This is a genomic window from Pseudomonas sp. BC42, from assembly GCF_021560055.1.
Taxonomy (GTDB): domain Bacteria; phylum Pseudomonadota; class Gammaproteobacteria; order Pseudomonadales; family Pseudomonadaceae; genus Aquipseudomonas.
Genome location: NZ_CP091067.1, coordinates 3,374,529 through 3,396,945 on the forward strand (window position 1 = coordinate 3,374,529; position 22,417 = coordinate 3,396,945).

General features: G+C 65.8%; 21 protein-coding genes. 4 read left to right on the forward strand and 17 right to left on the reverse strand.

The window, feature by feature from the left end; all coding sequences use genetic code 11:
• Positions 1-9 precede the first annotated feature (9 nt).
• The 9 genes from L1O02_RS15545 to arnB are packed head-to-tail and all read right to left on the reverse strand — an operon-like array spanning position 10 to position 10,445.
• Complete coding sequence (locus tag L1O02_RS15545) at positions 10-1,635, reverse strand: glycosyltransferase family 39 protein (RefSeq protein WP_108543766.1); 1,626 nt, start codon at positions 1,633-1,635, stop codon at positions 10-12.
• Entirely contained in the window at positions 1,636-3,000 is a 1,365-nt protein-coding gene (locus tag L1O02_RS15550; protein WP_060839312.1) for a UDP-glucose/GDP-mannose dehydrogenase family protein, read from the reverse strand. It lies immediately after the preceding gene.
• Positions 2,997-3,410 carry a 4-amino-4-deoxy-L-arabinose-phosphoundecaprenol flippase subunit ArnF gene (arnF, locus tag L1O02_RS15555; RefSeq protein ID WP_060839311.1) on the reverse strand — a complete coding sequence of 138 codons (414 nt, stop codon included), beginning with the start codon at positions 3,408-3,410 and terminating at the stop codon, positions 2,997-2,999. Before arnF ends, L1O02_RS15550 begins: the two co-directional genes overlap by 4 nt.
• On the reverse strand, positions 3,407-3,751 hold the full coding sequence (arnE, locus tag L1O02_RS15560; RefSeq protein WP_108543764.1) for a 4-amino-4-deoxy-L-arabinose-phosphoundecaprenol flippase subunit ArnE: 345 nt from the start codon (positions 3,749-3,751) through the stop codon (positions 3,407-3,409). The genes arnF and arnE overlap by 4 nt, the downstream gene beginning before the upstream one ends.
• Complete coding sequence (gene arnT, locus L1O02_RS15565) at positions 3,748-5,397, reverse strand: lipid IV(A) 4-amino-4-deoxy-L-arabinosyltransferase (RefSeq protein WP_235760209.1); 1,650 nt, start codon at positions 5,395-5,397, stop codon at positions 3,748-3,750. The genes arnE and arnT overlap by 4 nt, the downstream gene beginning before the upstream one ends.
• Positions 5,394-6,278 (reverse strand): 4-deoxy-4-formamido-L-arabinose-phosphoundecaprenol deformylase, encoded by an 885-nt coding sequence (gene arnD, locus L1O02_RS15570; RefSeq protein WP_108543760.1) that lies wholly within the window; start codon positions 6,276-6,278, stop codon positions 5,394-5,396. The genes arnT and arnD overlap by 4 nt, the downstream gene beginning before the upstream one ends.
• Positions 6,278-8,284, reverse strand: a complete 2,007-nt coding sequence (gene arnA, locus L1O02_RS15575; RefSeq protein ID WP_060839307.1) for a bifunctional UDP-4-amino-4-deoxy-L-arabinose formyltransferase/UDP-glucuronic acid oxidase ArnA — start codon at positions 8,282-8,284, stop codon at positions 6,278-6,280. The genes arnD and arnA overlap by 1 nt, the downstream gene beginning before the upstream one ends.
• Complete coding sequence (arnC, locus tag L1O02_RS15580) at positions 8,281-9,300, reverse strand: undecaprenyl-phosphate 4-deoxy-4-formamido-L-arabinose transferase (RefSeq protein WP_060839306.1); 1,020 nt, start codon at positions 9,298-9,300, stop codon at positions 8,281-8,283. The genes arnA and arnC overlap by 4 nt, the downstream gene beginning before the upstream one ends.
• A gap of 5 nt (positions 9,301-9,305) precedes the next feature.
• Positions 9,306-10,445 (reverse strand): UDP-4-amino-4-deoxy-L-arabinose aminotransferase, encoded by a 1,140-nt coding sequence (gene arnB, locus L1O02_RS15585; protein WP_129406128.1) that lies wholly within the window; start codon positions 10,443-10,445, stop codon positions 9,306-9,308.
• 459 nt (positions 10,446-10,904) lie between these two features.
• Between arnB and L1O02_RS15590 the strand changes: the two genes are divergently transcribed.
• Positions 10,905-11,831 carry a tyrosine-type recombinase/integrase gene (locus L1O02_RS15590; RefSeq protein WP_060839304.1) on the forward strand — a complete coding sequence of 309 codons (927 nt, stop codon included), beginning with the start codon at positions 10,905-10,907 and terminating at the stop codon, positions 11,829-11,831.
• Between the two features lie 11 nt (positions 11,832-11,842).
• On the opposite strand, the gene L1O02_RS15595 is transcribed toward L1O02_RS15590, so the two are convergent.
• Genes L1O02_RS15595 through L1O02_RS15605 form a run of 3 tightly spaced genes read right to left on the reverse strand, consistent with a single transcriptional unit; the run spans position 11,843 to position 15,558 of the window.
• Positions 11,843-12,940 carry an ABC transporter ATP-binding protein gene (locus tag L1O02_RS15595; protein WP_108543754.1) on the reverse strand — a complete coding sequence of 366 codons (1,098 nt, stop codon included), beginning with the start codon at positions 12,938-12,940 and terminating at the stop codon, positions 11,843-11,845.
• Positions 12,937-14,529: an iron ABC transporter permease gene (locus L1O02_RS15600; protein ID WP_231979056.1), complete on the reverse strand. Its 1,593-nt coding sequence runs from the start codon at positions 14,527-14,529 to the stop codon at positions 12,937-12,939. The genes L1O02_RS15595 and L1O02_RS15600 overlap by 4 nt, the downstream gene beginning before the upstream one ends.
• Before the next feature lie 15 nt (positions 14,530-14,544).
• Positions 14,545-15,558 carry an iron ABC transporter substrate-binding protein gene (locus tag L1O02_RS15605; protein WP_060839301.1) on the reverse strand — a complete coding sequence of 338 codons (1,014 nt, stop codon included), beginning with the start codon at positions 15,556-15,558 and terminating at the stop codon, positions 14,545-14,547.
• A gap of 350 nt (positions 15,559-15,908) precedes the next feature.
• Here L1O02_RS15605 and L1O02_RS15610 point away from each other — a divergent pair, with 350 nt between their 5' ends.
• Both L1O02_RS15610 and L1O02_RS15615 read left to right on the forward strand, forming a co-directional pair.
• A complete protein-coding gene (locus L1O02_RS15610; RefSeq protein ID WP_042941648.1) occupies positions 15,909-16,364 on the forward strand; it encodes a glucosaminidase domain-containing protein in 456 nt (151 codons plus the stop codon).
• Entirely contained in the window at positions 16,358-16,828 is a 471-nt protein-coding gene (locus L1O02_RS15615; protein ID WP_060843594.1) for a hypothetical protein, read from the forward strand. The genes L1O02_RS15610 and L1O02_RS15615 overlap by 7 nt, the downstream gene beginning before the upstream one ends.
• A gap of 33 nt (positions 16,829-16,861) precedes the next feature.
• Here the strand turns inward: L1O02_RS15615 and L1O02_RS15620 are convergent, their stop codons facing one another.
• The 5 genes from L1O02_RS15620 to L1O02_RS15640 all read right to left on the reverse strand — a co-directional run bounded on the left by L1O02_RS15620 (position 16,862) and on the right by L1O02_RS15640 (position 20,763).
• The gene (locus L1O02_RS15620; protein WP_108543750.1) at positions 16,862-17,173 is read right to left on the reverse strand and encodes a hypothetical protein; all 312 of its coding nucleotides are present in this window, start codon (positions 17,171-17,173) and stop codon (positions 16,862-16,864) included.
• Positions 17,170-17,880, reverse strand: a complete 711-nt coding sequence (locus L1O02_RS15625; RefSeq protein ID WP_235760210.1) for an AzlC family ABC transporter permease — start codon at positions 17,878-17,880, stop codon at positions 17,170-17,172. Before L1O02_RS15625 ends, L1O02_RS15620 begins: the two co-directional genes overlap by 4 nt.
• A 143-nt stretch (positions 17,881-18,023) precedes the next feature.
• The gene (locus tag L1O02_RS15630; RefSeq protein WP_129406211.1) at positions 18,024-18,473 is read right to left on the reverse strand and encodes a sn-glycerol-3-phosphate transporter; all 450 of its coding nucleotides are present in this window, start codon (positions 18,471-18,473) and stop codon (positions 18,024-18,026) included.
• Positions 18,474-18,610: 137 nt separating this feature from the next.
• Positions 18,611-20,089: an alpha/beta hydrolase gene (locus L1O02_RS15635; protein WP_235760211.1), complete on the reverse strand. Its 1,479-nt coding sequence runs from the start codon at positions 20,087-20,089 to the stop codon at positions 18,611-18,613.
• The gene (locus L1O02_RS15640) at positions 20,086-20,763 is read right to left on the reverse strand and encodes a hypothetical protein (protein ID WP_060839295.1); all 678 of its coding nucleotides are present in this window, start codon (positions 20,761-20,763) and stop codon (positions 20,086-20,088) included. Before L1O02_RS15640 ends, L1O02_RS15635 begins: the two co-directional genes overlap by 4 nt.
• A 214-nt stretch (positions 20,764-20,977) precedes the next feature.
• On the opposite strand from L1O02_RS15640, the gene L1O02_RS15645 reads away from it, so the two are divergent.
• A complete protein-coding gene (locus tag L1O02_RS15645; protein WP_235760212.1) occupies positions 20,978-22,393 on the forward strand; it encodes an MFS transporter in 1,416 nt (471 codons plus the stop codon).
• Positions 22,394-22,417 lie beyond the last annotated feature (24 nt).

Here is a 22,417-nt window from a genome sequence, read left to right on the forward strand (position 1 = left end):
GCAACGCTTTCAGGGTTGCGTGGCGCCGCGCTTGGGCAGGTGCAGCAGGACGAAGTCGTTCTTGTCGAAACGCCCGCTCAGGGCCGGCGTCAGTCCGGCCAGGGGCGTGCCCTGCAGGCTGGCCAGGTCGCTCTGGTCAAGGATCACCCAGGCCGGGCCGGGGACCTGGGCCAGGGCGTCGGGGGTCTCGGTGAACTGCGGCTGCAGGTCCCGGTCCAGGTTGACCATGAACTTGATCGCCTTGGCGTCCTTGCCCATGCGGTGCAGGACCACCGGTGCCGGGTCGGCCTCGATCAGTTGCATGGCGCCGAGGCTGAAGGCGCGAGTGTCATAGAGACGGTGCTCCACCGGCTCGAAGACCCCGATGTAGCAGGCCCAGACCGCCAGCACCGCGCTGTAGGCCAGGCCCACGGCGCGCCACTGGCGCCGGCACAGCAGCCCCAGGGACAGCGCCTGCAACAGGCCGAGGATCAGCAGCATCGGCGTCAGCGAGTCGAGCTGCTCGGGGAATTTGCGCCGCAACACCAGCAGGCCGACGATCAGCAGCCCGGGCAGCAACAGCCAGATGCCCTGGATCGCTGCGCGCAGCCAGGCCATCAGCCGGCCGTGGCTGGCCTGGAACGGATAAGCGGCAATGATCGCCGCCATGGGCAGCATCGGCAGCAGGTAGCGGGCCTTTTTCGCCTGGGGAATCGACAGGCCGATCATCACGATCAGTCCGGCAGCGGTGCACAGGCGCAGCAGTTTCAGGGCCGGTCCCTGCTCCGCGGGGCGACTGAACAGCACCGCAATCCACGCCAGGATCGCCAGGGGGTAGGCCAGGGCGTAGTTGCCCAATGAACTGGTGAAGTAATAGAAGACGTCGCTGGAGCCTTCGCTGCCGTCCATGCGTCCCATGAATTGCATGCGGATCACATCGTCGACAAAGGCCTGGCCACCGCTGAGCTTGGCCAGCCACAGCAGCAGGCCGACGCAGGCCACCAGCAGCAACAGCGCGCTGAAACCGACGCCGAACAGCCGCCGCCACTGGCCATTGAGCAGGTAGTAGCTGCACAGCATGCCGGTGGGGATCACCAGGCCGATGGGCCCGCGAATGGCAAAGCCCAGTACCAGCAGCAGGAAGATCCAGCCCAGGTGCCGGCGGGCGCCGAAGTGGTCATGGGCATAGCCCAGGTAGAACACCGCCAGGGACACCGCGGCGAGCATCTGGTCCAGGGACACGGCGCGGGTTTCGCTGATAAAGGTGTTGCTGAGCAACAGCAGGGCGACGCTGAGCAGGGCCCAGGTCCGGGAATAGGGCGCCAACAGGCGATAGATCAGACTGACGATCACGGCCGAGGCGATGGCCGTCGGCAGCCAGGCACTCAGGCTGCTGACCTGCCCCGCAGGCAGCGAGAACAGCCAGACCAGCAGGGTCGAGGCACTGGAGTAGTCGGCATAGGGCTGGCCATAGGTGGTGGGGAAGAACCCCGGCCCATGGCGCAGCATTTCCTTGGCGAACAGCACGAAGCGCGAATCGAAGCCGATGGCCGAATCATGACCGGCGCCGGCGCAGAACAGCAGCAGGGCCAGCAGCCCCAGCCCCAACGATTGCCAGAGAAGTGTGTTCGAAGGGGAGCTGGAGTGCGGGTTCATTCAAGCCTCGGTGGACCACTGCTGATGAGGAATCGGCAGGTTGCGCGATTCACCGCGGCCGATCGGGAAGTAGGTGAAGCCATTGCGCGCCAGGCGTTCGGCGTCATACAGGTTGCGGCCGTCGAAGATCACCGGCGCCTTGAGGCGCTGTTGGATCAGGTCGAAATCCGGAGCCTTGAACTGCTGCCACTCGGTGCAGATGATCAGGGCGTCGGCGCCGGTGAGTACCGATTCCGGCGTGCCCATGAGCATCAGGCGCGATTCGTCCGGGTACAGACGCTGGGTTTCCTGCATCGCTTCCGGGTCGTAGGCGCGCACTTGCGCGCCAGCGGCGAACAGCGCGTCCAGCAGCACCCGGCTCGGGGCGTCGCGCATGTCGTCGGTGTTGGGTTTGAACGCCAGGCCCCAGAGGGCGAAGGTCTTGCCTTTCAGGTCGCCCTTGTAGAACGCCTTGATGCGCTCGAACAGCTTGTGCTTCTGGCGTTCGTTGATGGCTTCCACCGCTTGCAGCAGGTCGCTGGAGCAATGGGCTTCCTGGGCGCTGTGGATCAGGGCGCGCATGTCCTTGGGGAAGCACGAGCCGCCGTAGCCGCAGCCGGGGTAGATGAAGTGGTAGCCGATGCGGGTATCGGCACCGATCCCCAGGCGGACCGATTCGATGTCGGCGCCCAGGTGCTCGGCCAGCTCGGCGATCTGGTTGATGAAGCTGATCTTGGTCGCCAGCATGCAGTTGGCGGCGTACTTGGTCAGCTCGGCGCTGCGCAGGTCCATGAACATGATGCGGTCATGGTTGCGGTTGAACGGCGCGTACAGGTCGCGCATCACGTCACGCACTTCCTCGCGCTCGCAGCCGATGATGATCCGGTCCGGACGGCGGCAGTCGGTCACCGCCGAGCCTTCCTTGAGGAATTCCGGGTTGGAGACGATATCGAACTGCAGCGGGCGGCCATTGAGGACCTTTTCGATGTGCGCCTTCAAGGTGTCGCCCGTGCCCACCGGTACGGTGGATTTTTCCACCAGGATCACCGGTTGCTCACGGTGGCGTGCTACCGCATCGCCCACCGACAGCACATAGCGCAGGTCCGCCGAGCCGTCTTCGCTGGACGGCGTGCCCACGGCGATGAACAGCACCTGGCCGTGTTGCACCGCGAGTTTCTCGTCGCTGGTGAAGTGCAGGCGCTTGGCTTCGAGGTTTTCCTTGACCAGGCTGGCCAGCCCGGGCTCGAAGATGCTCACGTGTCCCTGTTGCAGCTGCTTGACCTTTTGCTCGTCGATGTCCATGCAGATGACATCGTGGCCGACTTCAGCCAACACGGCGGCTTGTACAAGACCGACGTAACCACTTCCAAATACACTGATTTTCATGGGGTATTCCTGGGACTTGTCGCGGGTGCAGATCGAGAGTTGATGGTGATGACCCCGAGGATGACCAAGGCCACCCCGAGGCTTTTGGATAGCGTGAACGGTTCGTTGAACAGCGGCAGGCTGGCGGCCAGCAGGTAGACCAGCGCGTAGCTGATGCTGAGCAGTGAATAGGCCCGGCCCAGCGGCAGGTCGCGCAGCGCCAAAAGCCAGCAGAGCATCGACAGCGCGTAGGCGCCGATGGCCGCGATCACGACTGCCAGGGCGGCCAGATCGACGTTGCCGGCGCTCAAAGCCGACAGCCACTGATCCGGGGCGGGCAGGCGGGTCATGCTCCAGCGCATGCCCAGCTGGGCGCCGCTGACCAGGGCCACGCTGCCCAGGGCGAAGGCAAATCCCTTGGCCCGGCTCATGCGTGGCGACTCAACAGCAGCACGCCGCCAATCACCAGGGCCACGCCGAGCCAGTGGCGACGGTCGATGGGCTCATGAAAGACGAAACGGGCGATCAGGGTAATGAACACGAAATTCAGGCTGAGCATCGGGTAGGCCACGCCGACTTCCATGCGCTGCAGCACCAGCAGCCAAACCAGTAGGCCCAGGCCGAGGCTGAACAGGGCCAGCCACAGCCAGCCCGAGCGCAGTTTGTGCAGGGCGCCGGAGGGCTGGTCGCGCCAGCTTTCCACGGCGAACTTTTGTGCCACCTGGCCCAGGCAGGTCAGCCCGCAGGCCAGGAGTAGCAGCATCAGGCTCATGGCTGGCTCTGGGGAATGATGAAGATCACGATATTGCCTTGTTCGTAGCGCTTGGCGTCCTTGGGCAGCAGTTCGACTTCATGCGCCTCGTCGCTGCTCTTGACCCGCATCACCACACCGATCGAGCCCTGCTTGCGGGCTTGTTCGATCCACGGCTGGACCTGGTTCAGGTCGACCTTGCGCGCGGCGCTGTCTTCGTAGCCCAGGCCGTACTTCACTTCGCCTTCGGTGTTGTACAGGGTCACGTCAGGGCGACCCAGGCGCCAGGCCAGCGCCGAGGCCGCGCCCAGGTCGTTGCTCAGCAGGGCCTTGGCCTGACTCAGTTCGGCCACGTGATCGATGATGAACTGGTTGGGAATCTTGTTGTAGACCACCGAATTGGGCAGCGCCGCCGGGGCCAGCGCCACCAGCAGGAAGCTGCCCAGGGCGGGTGCGGCCCACAGGCTCAGTGGACGCATGGCTTGCAGCAGGTTGCTGAGGATCCAGCCCAGCAGCAGGACATAGACCAGCACCAGGTGTTGCGGCTCGTCCACATACACCGGTTTCTTCATCTGGAAATACACCAGGGCCAGCAGCCCCAGCAGACCGGCCACCAGGTTGAGCACGCCGTTGAATGCCAGCAGCCGGGTCTTGCCGGCGGCCAGGCGGTCCACCAGGGTGTGGCCCATCAGCAAGGCCAGGGGCAGCAGGCACGGCAGGATGTAGGCCGGCAGCTTGCCCTTGCTCAGGCTGAAGAACGCCAGGGGCAGCACCAGCCACAGCAGCAGGAAGCCGCTGCTGTTCAGGCGCCGTTGTTCCCAGGCCTGCTTCAGGCTGGCCGGCAGCAGCAACACCCAAGGCACGCTGAAGCCCACCAGCAACGGCAGGTAATACCACCAGGGCGAGGCGTGCTGGGCGTCTTCGCCGGCAAAGCGCCGGATGTGCTCGTGCCAGAAGAAGAAGCGCCAGTAGTCCGGCTCCTGGGCATGCACCCTCAGGGCCCAGGGCAGGCTGATGAGAATCGCCACCAGCACGCCGAGGCCGCCATAGATCAGCAGCGCGCGCAGGCGCTTCTGCCACAGCGCGTAGGGCAGGGCCACCAGCACCGGCAGCAGCCAGGCGAGAAAGCCCTTGGTCATGAAGCCCATGCCGCAGGCCAGGCCCAGTACCACCCAGGCGCTGATCTGGCCGCGCACGCTGCGGCAGTCGAAGGTGAACCACAGCGCCACCAGGCTCAGGTTGACCCAGAAGGTGAACTGCGGATCGAGGTTGGCGTAGCCGGCCTGCAGCGCGACCACGGTAAAGCTCATGTAGAGCAGGGCGCTGGCCAGGCTCTTGCGCGGATCGTTCCACAGGCGCCGGGCCAGCAGATAGGCCAGGACCACACTGAGGCCGGTGCTCAGGGCCGAGGCCACGCGCACGCCGAACAGGTTGTCGCCAAACAGCGCCTGGCCGATGGCGATCATCCAGTAGCCGGCCACCGGTTTTTCGAAATAGCGAATGCCCATGAAATGCGGCGACGCCCATTTGCCGGTCAGGAGCATTTCCTGGCTGATCTGCGCGTAGCGGGTTTCATCGGGAATCCACAGGCCGTGGGTGGCCATGGGCAACAGGTAGAACAGACCGAAAGCGATCAACAGCAGCGGCAGGGCCCAACGTCTGATCATGCGCTTTGTACTCCCAGCCAGCCTTCGCGGCCTTCCAGCGCGCCGCGCACGACCTTGCCCGCGGGCAGGCTGGAAAGGTCCGCCGGGAGCATGTCGCCCAAGGGCTGGAAGTGGATGTCGCGCTGCTTGGCACTGGCCAGCAGCTGGCGGAAATCGTTGGCCATGAGAATCCCTTCTACTTCGGCATGCACGGTGTAGACGTTGAGCTTGTCCGGGCTGAACCGGTCGAGGATGTAGCGGTTGAAATCCTTGGCAGCCACCACCGGCCCGACCACTTCGTCGAAGGTCGGCAGGTCCACCGGAATCTGTGGGGCGCCCAGGCTGCCGTCCGTCAGGCGTGGCTGGAACAGGCTCTGGCCGCGGCAATCGCTGTTGTAGCGAAAGCCGAATTGTTGCTTGGCTTCGATGACGCGTTCATCGGCGCGCCAACCGGCGGACGCCGAGCAGCTCACCGCTTGCCCGAGAATATCGTTGAGGCTGTCGACGCCACGGCGGATCTGTTCGATCAGCTGCGCGTCGCTCCAGCGCCCGGTGTTGGCCTGCCAGCCGTGGTGATCCCAGGCGTGCAGGCCGACTTCGTGGCCGGCGGCCAGGGTCTGGCGCATCAAGTGCCCCAGGTCCCGGCCAATGGGTTTACCCGGCCAGGCAGTGCCGGCCAGGAGAATGTCCCAGCCGTACAGGCCCGCGGCATTGGACCGCAGCATTTTCCAGAGGAACTGCGGACGGATCAGGCGCCACAGGTGGCGCCCCATGTTGTCCGGCCCGACGCTGAAGAAGAAGGTGGCCTTGACCCCGGCTTCGTCCAGCGATTCGAGCAGCCGTGGCACCCCCTCCCGGGTGCCGCGGTAGGTATCGACATCAATGCGCAGACCTGCCTGCATCAGCGAGCTTCTTCTTTCGAACGGTCGGCGATTTCCAGCATGGCTTCACGCAGGAAGAAGTCCAGGGTGTTGCCGATGGTTTCGCTCATCTCCACGGTCGGCTCCCAGTTCAGCAGGCGCTTGGCGTTTTCGATGCTGGGCTTGCGGTGTTCCACGTCCTGGTAGCCAGCGCCGTAGAAGGCCTTGCTTTCGACGTCGCGGAAACCGGCGAACGGCGGGAAGTTGCCACGCAGCGGGTGGGCTTCGAACTGACGCAGCAGTTCTTCGCCCAGCTGGCGGATGCTGGCTTCGTTGTCCGGGTTGCCGATGTTGATGATCTGGCCGTTGCAGCAGTCGTTTTCGTTGTCGACGATGCGTGCCAGGGCTTCGATGCCGTCGGCGATGTCAGTGAAGCAGCGCTTCTGCTCGCCACCGTCGAACAGACGGATCGGCGTGCCTTCCACCAGGTTGAGGATCAGCTGGGTGATGGCGCGGGAGCTGCCGATACGGGCCGAGTCCAGGCGGTCCAGGCGCGGGCCCATCCAGTTGAACGGACGGAACAGGGTGAAGTTCAGGCCCTTGGCGCCGTAGGCCCAGATCACCCGGTCCAGCAGCTGCTTGGACACCGAGTAGATCCAGCGTTGCTTGTTGATCGGGCCGACGATCAGGTTGGAGCTGTCTTCGTCGAAGTTCTTGTCCTGGCACATGCCATAGACTTCCGAGGTCGACGGGAAGATCACGCGCTTGTTGTACTTGACGCAGTAGCGAACCAGTTTCAGGTTCTCTTCGAAGTCCAGTTCGAACACGCGCAGCGGGTTGCGGGTGTATTCGATCGGCGTGGCGATGGCCACCAGCGGCAGGACCACGTCGCACTTCTTGATGTGATATTCGATCCACTCGGAGTGGATGCTGATATCGCCTTCGACGAAGTGGAAGTTCGGATGGCTGCGCAGGCGCTCGATGGCGTCGGAGCCGATGTCCAGGCCGTAGACGTCGTACTTGTCGTCACGCAGCAGGCGCTCGGACAGGTGGTTGCCGATAAAGCCGTTGACGCCCAGGATCAGCACGCGGGTGCGGCGTGGCTTGCGGCCGGATTCGGCACCGCGCAGCAGGGAACCGTCCACCAGGCCCAGCTCATTGGCCAGTTGCGGGCCACCCAGGTACAGGCCGTTGGCGTTGCGCTGGCCTGAGGTGATCACCAGCGAGTCTTCGCCACAGGCGATGCGCAGCGGGTCGACGCTGATGACCCGGCCCGGGGCCTGGCCTTCATTGCCCTTGACCACTTCGGCGCTCCAGACGATCAGCTTGTGCTCGCCAACGGCGCAGAAGGCGCCCGGGTACGGTTGGGTCACCGCGCGTACCAGGTTGAACAGCTCTTCGGCAGGGCGCTTCCACTCGATCTTGCCGTCTGCGGCCGTGCGACGACCGTAGTAGCTGGCCTTGGACTCGTCCTGGGCGGTCTCGGTGATCTTGCCCTGGGCCAGTGCCGGCAGGGTGTCGCGCAGCAGGCTGGCGGCGGCGTCACGCAGTTTGTGGTGCAGGGTCAGGGCGGTGTCGCTGCGCTCGATGGCCACTCGTTCCTGGGCAATGATGGCGCCGGCGTCGGCGCGCTTGACCATGCGGTGCAGGGTCACGCCGGTTTCGGTTTCGCCCTTGACCAGCACCCAGTTGGCCGGTGCGCGGCCCCGGTAGCGCGGCAGCAGGGAACCGTGCAGGTTGAACGCGCCCTTGCTGGCGGTGGCCAAAAGCGGCTCGCTCAGCAGGTTGCGGTAATAGAAGGAGAACAGGTAGTCGGGGTTGAGCTTGGCGATGCGCTCGATCCACAGCGGGTGGTTGGCATCTTCCGGGGCGTGCACGGCAATGCCTTTGCGGGCGCAGAGCTGGGCCACCGAGCCGTAGAAGGTGTTTTCCTTGGGATCGTCGGCGTGGGTGAACACGGCGGCGATCTCGTAACCTGCGTTGAGCAGGGCTTCGATGCCAGCACAGCCAATATCGTGGTAGGCGAAGACAACAGCTTTATTGCTCATGGCGAAACCTGATCTGTATGAGTGGAAGTTAAACCGTCGACAGTCACAGCGGGGGCCGGGGCCGCGGGCTGGCTGCGCAAGACTTTTTCGATGAAGAAGCGCGGGCGGGCCCGCACGTCGCTGTACATGCGTCCCAGGTATTCACCCAGAAGACCCATGCCGATGAACTGGCCACCGGTGAACACGAACAGCACCGCGAACAGCACGAAGGTGCCGTCGCCGGCCCAGGTGGCGCCGAAGATCAGGCGCAGGACAATCAGCATCAGGGCGAACAGGGCGCCGACCCCGGCCATGCCGAAGCCGATGATGCTCAGCAGCCGCAGCGGCGTGGTGGTCATGCAGGTGATCAAGTCGAACATCAGGTTGATCAGGCGCATCGGGCTGTACTTGGAGTCGCCGTGCTCGCGCTCGGCGTGCTCCACCAGCACCTCGGTGGTGTGCCGGGCAAAGCTGTTGGCCAGGATCGGGATGAAGGTGCTGCGCTCGGTGCAGGCCAGCATCGCGTCGATGATGGTCCGGCGATAGGCCCGCAGCATGCAGCCGTAGTCGCTCATGGCCACGCCGGTGGAGCGTTGCACGGCGAGGTTGATCAGTTTCGACGGCCAGCGGCGGAACGCCGAATCCTGGCGGTTGTTGCGCACGGTGCCGACCACGTCGTAGCCGAGCTCGGCCTGGGCCACCAGGCGCGGAATCTCTTCCGGCGGGTTCTGCAGGTCGGCGTCGAGGGTGATCACCACGTCGCCGCGGCATTGCTCGAAACCGGCCATGATCGCCGCGTGCTGGCCGTAGTTGCGGTTGAGAATCACCGCCACCACCGGGCTGCCTTCGCGTTCGGCGGCTTCCTGCAGGATATTCGCCGACTGGTCGCGACTGCCGTCGTCCACCAGGACGATTTCAAACTCGTGCTTGAGTTGGCGGCAGGCCGCTTCGGTGCGGCGCAGCAGCTCGGGCAGGCTCTGTTCTTCGTTGTAGACCGGAATCACGATCGACACGAACTGGATTGGGTAAGGTTTCAAAGGCTTCAGTCCAGGAGGTTTTCAATGGCACCGGCAACCCGTTCGACATCGTCGAGGGTCATGTCCGGAAACAGTGGAATCGAGCATAGCCGCGCCGAATTCCATTCGGTATGGGGCAGGTGCACTTCAGGGAAGCGCTGTCGGTAATAGGTATGCAGGTGCGTCGCGATGAAATGGATGCCGGTGCCGATGTTCTGCTCCTGCAGGCCCTTCATGAAGGCGTCGCGGTCCAGGCCGCAGCGCTCGGCGTCGATGCGCAGGATGAACAGGTGCCAGGCATGCTGTTGCGGGTACTGGGGCAGGTGCAGAGGTTGCACCGGCAGGCCTGCGAGGCGCTCCAGGTAAGCCTTGGCCAGCACTTCGCGCTTGGCGTTGATCTCGTCCAGGCGCTGCAGCTGCACCAGGGCAATGGCGGCGTTCATGTCCGCCAGGTTGTACTTGAAGCCGGGCTCGATCACCTGGGCCTGGGGCTTGCGCCCGTGGGTCAGGCGGTCGTAGGCGTCCACCCCCAGGCCGTGGAACTTGAGCATGCGCACCCGGTTGGCCAGGGCTTCGTCATCGCTGACGAACATCGCGCCCTCGGCGCAGGTCATGTTCTTGATCGCGTGGAAGGAGAAGATCGCCGTGCCCCGGGCGCCGATGGCGCGTCCGCGGTAGGTGGTGCCGGCGGCGTGGGCGGCGTCTTCGATCACCGGGATGCCGTGCCTGTCCGCCAGGGCATACAGCGGATCCAGGTCGAAGGCGGCGCCGGCGTAATGCACCGGAATGATCGCCTTGGTCCGTGGGGTGATGGCCGCTTCGATGCGGGCCGCGTCGCTCATCAGGGTGTCGGGATCGACATCGACGAACACCGGGGTCGCCCCCAGCAGGCAGATCATGTTCGCGGTGGAAACCCAGGTCTGGGACGGGGTGATCACCTCGTCGCCAGGACCGATGCCCAAGGCCAGCAGGGTGATGTGCATGGCGCCGGTGGCCGAGGACAGGGCCACGGCATGTCGGGCGCCGACGCGTTCGGCGAACTGTTGTTCCAGTTCCTGGTTTTTCGGGCCGGTGGTGATCCAGCCGGAGCGCAGAACCTGCTCCACTGCAGCTATCTCTTCGTCGCCAATACTCGGACGCGAGAAGGGAAGGAAAGCCTGGTTCATGGTTACCTCGGGTTTAGCTGATGCCGGAAATACGGGGTCTTGCGAGTGAACGGACGGTTCATGGAAAGCGGGGAGGTCATGCAGTCATTGAGGCACATCCAGTCATTGAGCCAGCGGGGCATTCCATGCAGCACATGAGTAAAGACTATGTTTGTGAAAAGTAAATGTGGATCAAGGTGTTATCTTTGCAACCTGAGAAAAAGCTGCACTCGGAGGGCGAGCCGTCGGGGGCTGAGATTAAGCGGAAAAATGTGAAACGAATATGAAAAATAAGGTAAAAGTCCGTTTTTCTGCGAGCCAGACAGCCAGCGTTCAGTTTGTGTGCAAGGGCGGCAATCAACTGAGTGCGGGCCATTGTTTTAGCCGGTTTTCGGCGGCTGTTGAAGAGGGTAACCGCAGACTTTTTTCTCTTGGTTCAGGGTGCTACCCGGTGCAACCCGCTCCCTGGGGACGACCCTGATGTCGTCCGTACCTGGTGCTTGCAGCGCCAACCCCCTCAGCCTGTACCTGACCCGCCTGGCCCCCTCCAGCCAGGCCACCCTGCGCTACGTGCTGCAGGACGCCGCCGACCGCCTGGGCTATGAAGACCTCAACCTGGAGGACATCCCCTGGCACCAGCTGCAGCCCGAGCAGGTCACGGCCCTGGTGGCGACCTTGCGCCGCGACGGTTACGCCCCCAGCACGTCCTCGCTCTACGTCAACGCCCTGCGCGGGGTGTTGAACGAAGCCTGGCGCGCCAGCCTGATCAGCCACGACCACCTGCTCAAGATGCGCTCGGTGAAGGCCATGGGCGGCACGCGCCTGTCCCGGGGGCGCAACCTCAGGCGCGGGCTGATCCAGGAGCTGATGGCCGTCTGTGCCGCCGACCCGCGCCCCCAGGGCGTGCGCGACGCGGCGATCATCGCCGTGCTCTACGGCTCGGGCATGCGCAAGTCGGAGTCGGTGAACCTGGATCTGGCCCAGGTCGACTTCGCCCAGCGCAGCCTGCAGGTGCTGGCCAAGGGCAACAAGCAACTGATCAAGTACGCGCCGACCTGGGCCTTCGACAAGCTCCAGGCCTGGTTGGACCTGCGTCGCGCAGACTTGCCGGCGGGCCTTGAGGACGACGGCTTTCTATTCAACCGGATCCGCCGCGGCGGTCATATCACCCGCGAGCGCATCACCAAGCACGCCATCTACTACATCGCCCGGCAGCGCGGCGCCCAGGTCGGCGTGCAGATCATGCCCCACGATTTCCGCCGCTCATTCATCACCCGAGTGATCGAGGAACACGACCTGTCGATTGCCCAGAAGCTGGCTCACCACACCAACATCCAGACCACCGCCAGCTACGACATGCGCGACGACAATGAGCGGCGCCGGGCCATCGATCGCTTCGACCTGTGAGCCACATCCGGTCACGGCCCCGCCGGCGCCGGCCGCCGCCCGCAGAGGTCCCGGGAGTCCAGCACGTGGGCCTGGCCCTGGGTGGTGATCCAGACCCGGCTGCCGGGGGCCGGGGCCTGTAGACCGCCAGCCGGCACCGGCAGCAGCTGCTGGCTGCCGTCGGCGGTGGTGATGGCGACGCTCAAGGTGCAGTGGTTGCCGGCAAAATCCCAGTCCCTGACCACCCCGGCGCAGCCCGGTGTCGCGCCGCTGTTCGCGCCGCCGGCGGTCCATTGCAGTTGCTCGGGGCGCAGCATGATCTGCGCCGGACCCTGGCGCGCCGGGTCGGCAATCGGCACCGGCCCCAGGTCGCAGTGGGCCAGACCCTGCTCCAGGCGGGCCGGCAGCACCACCGCGTCGCCGAGGAACAGCGCGGTCTGGGCATCCCTGGGATGCCGGTACAGCTCCAGCGGCGGCCCGCTCTGCACCAGATGCCCCTGGCGCATCACCGCCAACTGGTCGGCAAAGGACAGCGCTTCGGCCTGGTCATGGGTCACCAGGATGGTGGTGATGCCGGCATCCGCCAGCAGGCGGGCCACGGTCTTGCGCATCGAGGCCCGCAGGCCGGTGTCCAGGGCCGAGAAAGGCTCGTCCAGCAGCATCAGCCGCGGGCGCTGGGCCAGGGCGCGGGCCAGGGCGACCCGTTGCTGCTGGCCGCCGGACAGTTCATGGGGCCAGCGCATGCCCATGGCCGGATCCAGGGCCACCATGTCGAGCAATTCGTCGATGCGCGTCTGTTTGGCCGCCATCTTGCCCGGCAGGCCGAAACCGATATTGGCCGCCACGTTCAGGTGCGGGAACAAGGCGCCGTCCTGGGGCACGTAACCGATCAGGCGCTGATGGGCCGGCAGGGCGCCCTCGTCATCCACCAGGACCTGGCCATTGAGGCTGATGCGGCCGCGGTCGGGAAATTCGAAACCGGCGATCATCCGCAGCAGGGTGGTCTTGCCCGAGCCGGAAGGCCCGACAATCGCCGTGCGACTGCCGGCGGGCAGGTTCAGGCTGACGTCGTGCACCGCCGTCACAGTGCCGTAGGACTTGTGCAGTTGCTGGAGTTCAAGGCTGTTCATCGGCCCGCCGTGCGTCTGGATTGATGGTAGAGAAGGCCGGTCAACGGCAGTGAGATCAGGATCATGAGCAAGGCATAGGGCGCGGCAGCGGCGTAGTCGATTTCGCTGGTCCGGGCCCAGAACGCGCTGGCCAGGGTCCGGGTGCCATTGGGGGCCAGCAACAGGGTGGCGGTCAGCTCATTGCTGATGGCCAGAAACACCAGGGCCGCACCGGCCGCAGCCCCGGGGGCCACCAGGCGCAGGGTGACCCGCCACAGGGCCTGCAATGGCGTGCGCCCCAGGCTGCGAGCGATATGCTCCAGCTCCACCGGTGCCTGGGCGATACCGGCCCGCAAGCTGACCAGGGCCCGGGGCAGGAACATCAACCCATAGGCCAGGAGCACCGTGAGGCTGGTCTGGTAGATCGGCCGGGCGTACCTCACCGTGACGGTCACCAGGGCCAGGGCGACGACGATTCCCGGCAGCGAACTGGCGATGTAATTGGCGCTTTCCAGCAGCCGCAGCAGGCGCCCCGGCGCCCGGATCGACAACCAGGCCAGGGGGAACGCCGCACAGGTGGTGAGCAGGGCGCCGAGACTGGCCAGAGCCAGGGTCTGCCCCAGGCTGGGCAGCAGTTCCGGGACTTGCCAGGCTTCGCTGCCGCCGGCCAGCAACCAGTTGCCCAGGGTCAGCAGCGGCACGCCCAGGGCCAGTGCGCTGCTCAAGCCCACCAGCAACAGACCGGCGCAGCGGCCGAGGCCGGACAGGCTCTGCAGCGGCTGGGTACGCGGGCTGCCCGAGCCGACCCGGGCGTAGCGCGCCTGCCCCCGACAGGCGGACTCGGCACTGAGCAACACCAGGCAGCACACCACCAGGACCCCCGCCAGCATGTTCGCCGCCGGCCCGTTGTAGGTGGACTGGAACTGGTCGTAGATGGCCGTGGTGAAGGTGTCGAAGCGGATCATCGCGTACAGGCCGTACTCCGCCAGCAGGTGCAGGCCCACCAGCAGCGCGCCACCGGCGATGGCCAGGCGCAATTGCGGCAGCACCACCCGCAAGAACTGCGCCCGAGGCCTGAGCCCAAGGGATTGGGCGACGTCTTCGAGGGCCGGATCGAGGCGGCGCAGGGTGGCGGCTACCGGCAGATAGACGAAGGGGCAATAGGCGATCACCGACACCAGCACCGCCGCGGGCAACCCGTGCAAGGCCGGCAGCAGGCTGACCCAGGCGTAGCTGTGGACGAACGCCGGCACCGCCATGGGCGCCACCGCCAGCGCCGCCCAGGCCCGCCTTCCGGGCAGATCGCTGCGCTCGGTGAGCCAGGCCAGGGCCACCCCCAGCAGCACGCACAGCGGCAGGGTCAGGAGCAGCAACAGCAGGGTGTTGAACAACAGCTCCGCGACCCGGGGCCGCAGCACCAGCTCGGCGATGCCGGCCCAACCGGTCTGGATCGACACCGCGACGACGAACCCCAGGGGCACCAGGGCCAGCAACGACACCAGCAGCGCAGCCCCCAGCAGCCAGGGCGCGCTGGCGCGGTCGCGGCGACGCTGGCGCAGTCGCACCGCGGGCAGGCGGGCGGCGCCGTCGATGCCCTCGACCTGTGACAGATGGTCAGCCATGGATTACAGCAGACCGGCCTGGGTCATCAGGTCCACCGCCTTTTTGCTGTTGAGCCTGGCGGCATCCACCTGGGGCGCCTCCAGTTCGGCCAGCGGCACCAGGGCCGGGTTGGAGGCCGCGCCCTTGCCCACGGCGTACTCGTATGAGTGACCGGTCCTGAGCACCGCCTGGCCGTGTTCGCCGGTGATCCACTTGAGGAACGCCTGGGCCTGTTGCGGATGCTTGCTGCTGGCCAGCACGGCGCCGCCGGAAAGGCTGACGAAGGCCCCCGGGTCCTGATGCTTGAAGTAGTGCAGGGCGGTGTTCTTGCTGTTCTCGCCGGTCTTGGACTGGTCGACGAAGCTGTAGTAGTGATAGATCACGCCGCTGTCCACCTGACCGGCATTGACCGCCTTGAGCACCGCGCTGTTGCCGCGATAGACGCTGGCATTGGCCTTGATGCCCTTGAGCCATTCCAGGGTCGCGGCTTCGCCCTTGAGTTCCAGTACCGCGCTGACAATGGCCTGGAAGTCGGCCCCGGCAGGAGACGCGGCCCAGCGGCCTTTCCAGGCGGGCGCTGCCAGATCCAGCAGGGATTTGGGCAGGTCGCCCGGGCCTAGCTTGGCCGGGTTGTAGACGAACACCGTGGAGCGCGCCGCAATTCCCACCCAGTTGCCATGGACCGGCTGATAGGCAGCGGCCACCTGTTCCAGGGTGCCCGGGGCCACTTTGGCGAGCAGCCCGGCGTTGTCCACCAAGGCCATGGCCGGGGAGTTCTCGGTGAGGAACACATCCGCCGCCGAAGCGTTGCCTTCCTGCACCAGCTGGTTGCCCATCTCGCTGTCATCGCCGTTGCGCAGGGTGACCTTGATCCCGGTTTCCCGGGTGAAGCCTTCCACCCAGGCCTTGGTCAGCCCCTCGTGCTGGGCGTTGTAGACCAGGATGCCGTCGGCGTCGGCGGCGCGGGCCTGCCCGATGGCCAGCAAGGCGGCGCTGAGCAGGGCGGTGTTGAACAGCGAAGAGGGCGTGAGGGTCATGCTGGGGGCAGCTCCTGGGGTGTTGTTTTTGTCGGGCGTCGAACCGGGCGGTTCGAGGCGCCAGAGAAGGCATCGCGAATCGGCTGAACAATAGGAATCATTTGCATATGAAGTCGCCGGCAATGTAGAGCGGCAAATCAGAAAAAAACGTCAAATTTATGGTGAATTCCCGTGATGACGGCATTTGCCCGCGGTCCGCGGTCGGCTGCCGCCGCCCAGTGTGTGATGACGCCCACAGACCTGGACCAGGCGCTGCAAGAAGTCCCGGGCAAGTGCCCGGGATTGATTTACAATCGGCGCCGCAGCACCTGCTGGAAATGGAATTGACCGGTCAACCGAGGGAAGCAATCTTGAGCGCCAAACTGTGCAACAACATCAATGCCGTCACCTTTGTCAGTAAATACAAGGCGGCCTGCCAGCCGATCGCCGACCAACTGGACCTGCCGGTGGAAAACATCCTCGGCCTGGCGGCTCAGGAGAGCCAGTACGGGGCGGGGCGGATCGCCCGGGAACTGAACAACTACTTCTCCATGCATGCACCGGCGCCCTTGCAGATCAGCGCCGAATCGGCCCAGGGCAGCGCCAGCGTCAAGGTGGCGAAGTTCGACTCCTTCCAGAAATCCGCCCAGTCCTTCGCCTTGCGCTATGGCGCCTCGGTGCGCGGCAAGCGCGAGCCCATGGAGTTCGCCCAGGCCCTGGTGCGCAGCGGCTACAACAGTGGCGATGCGGCGACCGGCGGGCGCAATGGTTTTGCCGACTACCTGGCAAAGATCATCCTCTCGGTCAGGGGGCGTCTGGCGTGCTGAACAACGATCGCCGTTCCTGGCTGCTGGGCCTGACCCTGGCGTGCACCACCCTGGTCGCCTGCGCCGGCGGCGCCCTGTCGCCGGCTCAGGTCAAGGCCACGGGCCTGACCCGCGAACAGGCTCAGGCAGTGCTACTGGTGGCCCTCAGGCATCAGGACTATCAACTGGACAAACCCGGGGTGTTCGTCGACGGCGATCTGCAGGATGAGCACGGCCAGCCGCCCCATCCGGGGTACTTCGACTTCAGCCTCGGCTACAACGACCCCAAGGCCGGCGCCACCGAGTACTGGGGGCTGTTCTCGGTGAGCATCGCCACCGGCGATGTCTGGGAGACGAACCTGTGCAAGCGCCTGGACGGTACTGAACTGCAAACCCTGCAAGGGCAGATCATGGCCCGCACCGGCAAGTCCCTGAAGGACGAGCAAGCGCAGCGTCAGGGGCTGGGCTGCGACGAAGGGCAATAGAACGACAGCGGCCGCCCCGGGGCGCGGCATGCGCTATCCGGGCAGTTGCAGCAGGGCCGCATACACCGCGGTGCCGATGGCCGCGGTGGCGATCAGGCCCAGGCTGCCACCCAGGGCGATGACCCCGACGATCAGCAGTGAGCCGGCCGCCGCCCAAGGCTCGCGGCCGATTTCGCCGTAGGCGATGTACACCGCGAAATTGATGAAAACCGCCACGGGCAGCTCCTCTTGCAGGCAGCGTTGCAGGTCCGGTCGCAGGCGAAGGGTGACGAAGGCCGGGATGATGCGCACCAGGCAACTGGTGGCGAACAGCGCGGCAATGGTGACCCAGCTCCCATGACTCATGATCGGGCCCAGGCCAGGAGCACGCTGGTGGCCAGTACGCTGGGGATCCAGAAGTACAGAGTGCCCAGCAGGCGGATCAGCGCCAGGCTCAGGGCCACACACAGCGCCAGGTGCACCAGGATTGCCAGACGCCGCCCGGGGAGCCCCGCCAGGCGCCGGCGCAGTTGGCTCAGCGCCAGGTACATCAACACCACACTGGCGGGGTAGCCGAGATTGAGCTCGGCGCCGACCCAATGCGCGGGCAGCGCGCGCCCCAAACAGGCCCCGAGTACCCCGGACAGGACCCAGGTGAGGAAAATCGTTGCCCGGATCATCAGCACCGCGGCCGGGCTGTCTCCCGGGGTCTCGGTGGCGTAGGCCTCGTCCCCCAGCAGATGGGCCGCCGCGGCCTTGGGCAGCCACCGGCGCGGCAGCCGCGCCGACGAGGCGAAGGCCATCGGCAGGTAGCGGCTGTTGAGCGAGGCGGTCAGCAGCAACAGGGTGAAGAACCCGGCGCCGGATTGGGCCAGGGGCAGGGCGGCAAACTGGCCGCTGCCGGTGAACCCCAGCAGGCCCACCAGGGCCACCTCCAGCAACGACCAGTCGGCGCGGGCCGCCAGTACGCCAAACAGCATGCTGACCGGAACAATGGCCAGGGCCGTCGGCGCGACCCGGCGCCAGAGCTCGGGCCGGCCGGTCAATAACTCTGGCTGTGATTGCTGCTGCATGAATACCTTGCCCTCTCGGATTGACGCCACGCCGGGCGCGTCAAGGCGCCGGCCATCAGGCTTCGAGATTCTGGGCAAGGGCTGGAGGAACGTCTTGAACGATTGTGCGACTTTACCGGGCCAATCCCTGGGCCCGGCGGGTGTCAGTAGCGGTAGCCGACGTTGACCATCACCGCCGCGGCTCCCAGTATCACCAGCTCGGTGCCTACCGGGCCGTAATGCATGCCGACTGCCGGAATCAGCACCGGCGCCACGCCGAAGTGGTTCAGCGGAATCTTGTCCTTGTAGTCGCCCTTGTAGCCCTGGATCAGGCCGCCGCTGAGCTTGGCGTAGACCGGCCAGTCGGCGCTCTCCCAGGCCTTGCCGACGTAGGCGTAGTAGGAGCGCTGGGAGAAGGAGTTGCGAAAGGTGCTCAGGCCCCAGAGTTTTCCGCTGGCGTAGTTGCGCTCCAGGCCGATCAGGTCCTGATGGTTGTTGTGGTCCGGATCGTTGCTCCAGTGGTTGGTGTAGACGCTGGTCTGCAAATACCAGAAGTCCCCTTGCTGATCGGCCTGCGCGCTCTGGGCGGCGACCAGCAGCGCCGCGCCGGCCATGGCCCGACGCAGCGCAAGGGAGAGGCCGGTCGCCCGGCTTTGAAACAGTGTCTTCATTGCGATTCCCTGCCATCGCGGCAGTTGTGCCCCCTCGGAAATCAAGGGGGCAGAGGACGGTGACGCTAACACCCGCCCATTCAGGGGATCAATGACGGAACTGTTGCTTGATCTATATCCGACTCGATGCGCCGGATCAGATAGGGGTAGAACGGGTTGGACGTCAGACGCATCAGCTCGTCCATGGGCACCACCAGCACGGCGCGTTCGCCCCGGGCCGCGAGGCTGCCCAGGTGCAGGCCGAAGTCTTCGCCGGGATCGGGTTGGCTGCCGTACAGGCTGTCGCTGACGGGGAATGGCAGGGCCACGTGGGACAGGGAAAACACCCCCGCCGGGAAGGCCAGGTCCAGGGGCCGGCGCTGGCTGTCCAGGCTCAGGGCCGCGGTGCCCAGTTCTTCCAGGTGGTGCGACGGGCTCTCGGCGTTGCTCAGGATCCGCGTGCTGTAGTTGCGCGGCGGCGCCGGCAGCAGGCTGGCCAGGGAGGTGAGGCTGGACGGGTCCAGCAGGCCGTCGAAGTCGCTGGTGCGGTTCAGATCGAAGATCACCAGTTCGCTGCCGTTGGCCGGGAGCCGGCGGAACAGGCCGTTCACCACCGCCGGCGTGCTGACCGTGGCGTCGGTCAGGGACTGGAAGGCGAGGATCGGCGGCAGTTGCTGGAACCGCGGATCGCCCGCCAGGGCTTGCAGCTGGCCTTGCAGGGCGTCGGTCAGCAGCCATGACTGACGCGCGCCATTGACCGGAAACGAGTTGTACTTGAACGGGTTGTATTCCGGGCGCAGGTTCAGCCAGGCGGCCTTGCTGAAGGCTGGAAACACCGCGGGCCAGGCGGCCAGCCCGGCAAAGCGCGCCGACGACGCCACGCCGATCATCGGTGAAATCAGCACCAGGCGCTGGGCCTGTGGCAGTTGCGGATCGCCGAGGGCGTCCAGGGCGTACTTGACCGCCAGGGCGCCACCGTTGGAGTAGCCGACGATGTGCAGGGGCGCAGGTGCCGGCACTTCGGCCCGCGCCGTGCGCAGGGCCAGGCGGGTCGCCGCCAGCCAGTCCTGCCACTGCACCTCGGTCAGGCCGGCGGGCACCGTGCCGTGACCGGGCAGGCGCAGGCCGATGGCCAGGTAGCCGTGGGCAACGTAGCGCCGGGCAATGTGCCGCAGGCTGTAGGGCGAGTCGGTCAGCCCGTGCAGCAGCACCACCACGCCCCGGGGCGGACCCTGGGGGCGCAGCAGGTAGGAGCGGTTCCAGTCGGTGGCGAAGTGTGGCGGGTAGACCCGGCTGTCCTTGCGGTAACGGTTGAAGGGCGGCACCTGGGATGGATCGAGGGTGTCGCTGACCTCGCGCTCGACTTCGGCGAACACCCGCCCCTCGGCCTGCAGCCAGGTTGCCCAGTCGGCCCGATCGATCTGCTCGACGCTCAATTCGTGGGGCACCCGCAGGTGCCAGGGTTGCAGCGCCGGACCCCGCTCGCTGTCGTAGGCGCGCCAGGCCAGCAGGGTGAATGCGGCAACGCCGAAGATCAGCGCGCCACGCTTGAGCAGGTGCGACAGGGTCGGGGCGATCACGGGCGGGGACTCGGTTGGAGGGCGCTGATGCGATAAACGCAGCGTCGACCGCCAGTGATCAGGTGCTCCACGCGCTGCACCTGGCCAAGGTCGCCAATGGCGGCCTGGAACACTTGCAGTTCGGAGCGGCAGAAGCCCTGGCACTGCTGGGCCGCGACACAGATCGGACAGTGACTCTCGATCAACAGCCAGCTCTCGCCGTCGGCCTCGACACTGGCCATGTAGCCGGCGACTTCACGGATCTGCGCCAGGGCCCGGACCCGTTCTTCCAGGGTCGGTAGCGGGGCGCAGACGTCGAGGTACTGCGCGGTGTTGACCCGCTCCATATCAGTGACGATGCGTTCCACACCGTCGGCCCCATAGACCGCGCGAATCGAATCGATCAGTTGTAGGGTCAGGTGGGCATGGGTGTCGGGAAAACGGGCCTGGGCCTGCTCGGTCAACACCCATTTCTGTGACGGACGCCCGGCGCCCTGGGCCGGCATCATCTGCCCGGCGATCAGTTCAGCGTCCAGCAGCTTCTGTAGCTGCTGGCGGGTGGCTTCCAGGGACACCTTGAGCAGCGGGGCCAGGTCGGCGGTTTTCAAGGGGCCGCGGGTTTTCAGCAGAAACAGAATTCGCTCGGCGGTGGCTCCGGGGTTCTTCTTCTCGGCAGGGGAGGATATCGAGGACATGCTGGGCCATTAACCAATGCGCAAGTGGGGTATCAAGGGTGTGCAGGACGCTGCCAACCGCGCAAGCATAACAGGCTCCGGTCAAGGAGCCCGGCGATTGTCGCGCTTTGAGCGGCGGATTGGGCAAGAAAGCGAGGCAATGAAAAATTAATTATCAAAGTAAAAGCTTGTGTAATACAGTGCGACCTTATCGAACACCCTAAGGGAGCAAGGCATGGCTTCGACAAGCGGATGGTCAGCACTGTTACTGGGCAAGAACGGACTGCGCTCGGCAGCCCTGGCCGGTGGCGTGGCGCTGCATGCAATCAATGTGTACCTGGTCACCACGCTGTTGCCTTCGGTGGTCAAGGATATCGGCGGCCTGGACTACTACGCCTGGAATACCACCTTGTTCGTGGTGGCCTCGATCATAGGTTCGGTGTTGTCCACCCGGGCCCTGGGGATACTGGGGCCGAAGCTCGCCTATGCCCTGGCCGGCCTGGTGTTCATGCTCGGTTGCGGCCTGTGTGCCCTGGCCCCGGACATGGGCTGGCTGATCTTCGGCCGCAGTGTCCAGGGCCTGGGCGGAGGGCTGCTGTTCGCCTTGCCCTACGCGATGATCCGCCTGGTGTTCGACGAGCCGCTATGGCCCCGGGCGATGGCGCTGATTTCCGCCATGTGGGGCGCGGCCACCCTGATCGGACCAGCCGTGGGCGGGGTCTTCGCCGAACACGGAGCCTGGCGTGCGGCGTTCTGGGTGCTTGTGCCCTGCACCTTGCTGTTCATGCTGCTGGCGATTGTCCTGTTACCGGGTAAAAGCCGCGATACGGCGCCTCGCAGTCCCATTCCCGGCCTGCAGTTGGTGTTGCTGACCGCGGTGGTGCTGGCGATCTCCATTGGCAGCATCACACCTTCACCCGGGTACAACGCTCTGGGCCTGGGCGTCGGTCTGGGCCTGTTGCTGCTGGTGGTGGTGCTGGAGAACCGCTCCGGCAAACGTCTCTTGCCCCGCGACAGCCTGAAATCCGGCAGCCCCTTGCTGGCGCTGTACCTCTCCATGGCGCTGCTGGTGGTGGGCATGACCAGCGAGGTCTTTGTGCCACTGTTCCTGCAAGAGCTGCATCAGCAGACGCCTTTGCTGGCGGGTTACATCGCCGCGCTGATGGCGGCCGGCTGGACCCTGGGGGCGATCTTCAGCTCTGGCCTGAGCCCCCAGGGCGCGGTCCGGGCTATTGCCAGCGGACCGTTTCTGGTGGTGGCCGGCCTGCTCCTGGCCTGCCTGTTCATGCCTGCCACAGCCACGCCGTTCCTGAGCCTGGGCGCGGTGTGCCTGGCCATGTTGCTGGTGGGCACAGGGATCGGCCTGGCGTGGCCCCATCTGTTGTCCCGAGTCCTGGAAAACGCGGCCGATGACCAAAAGGAGCTGGCGGGCGCTTCGATCACCACGGTGCAACTGGTGGCCACGGCCCTGGGCGCGGCGCTGGCGGGGATGATTGTCAATCTGGCCGGACTCAGTTCCACCGCCGGTGTTGCCGGTACGGCCCAGGCCGCAGCCTGGCTGTTCGGAATCTACGCCGGGGTATCGGCCCTGTTGTTTATCTGCATGCGTCAGGTCCGGCGCCACCATACCCGGGCGCTGGCCGAGGCCTGAGGCCCGCCTGACTCGTCACACTTC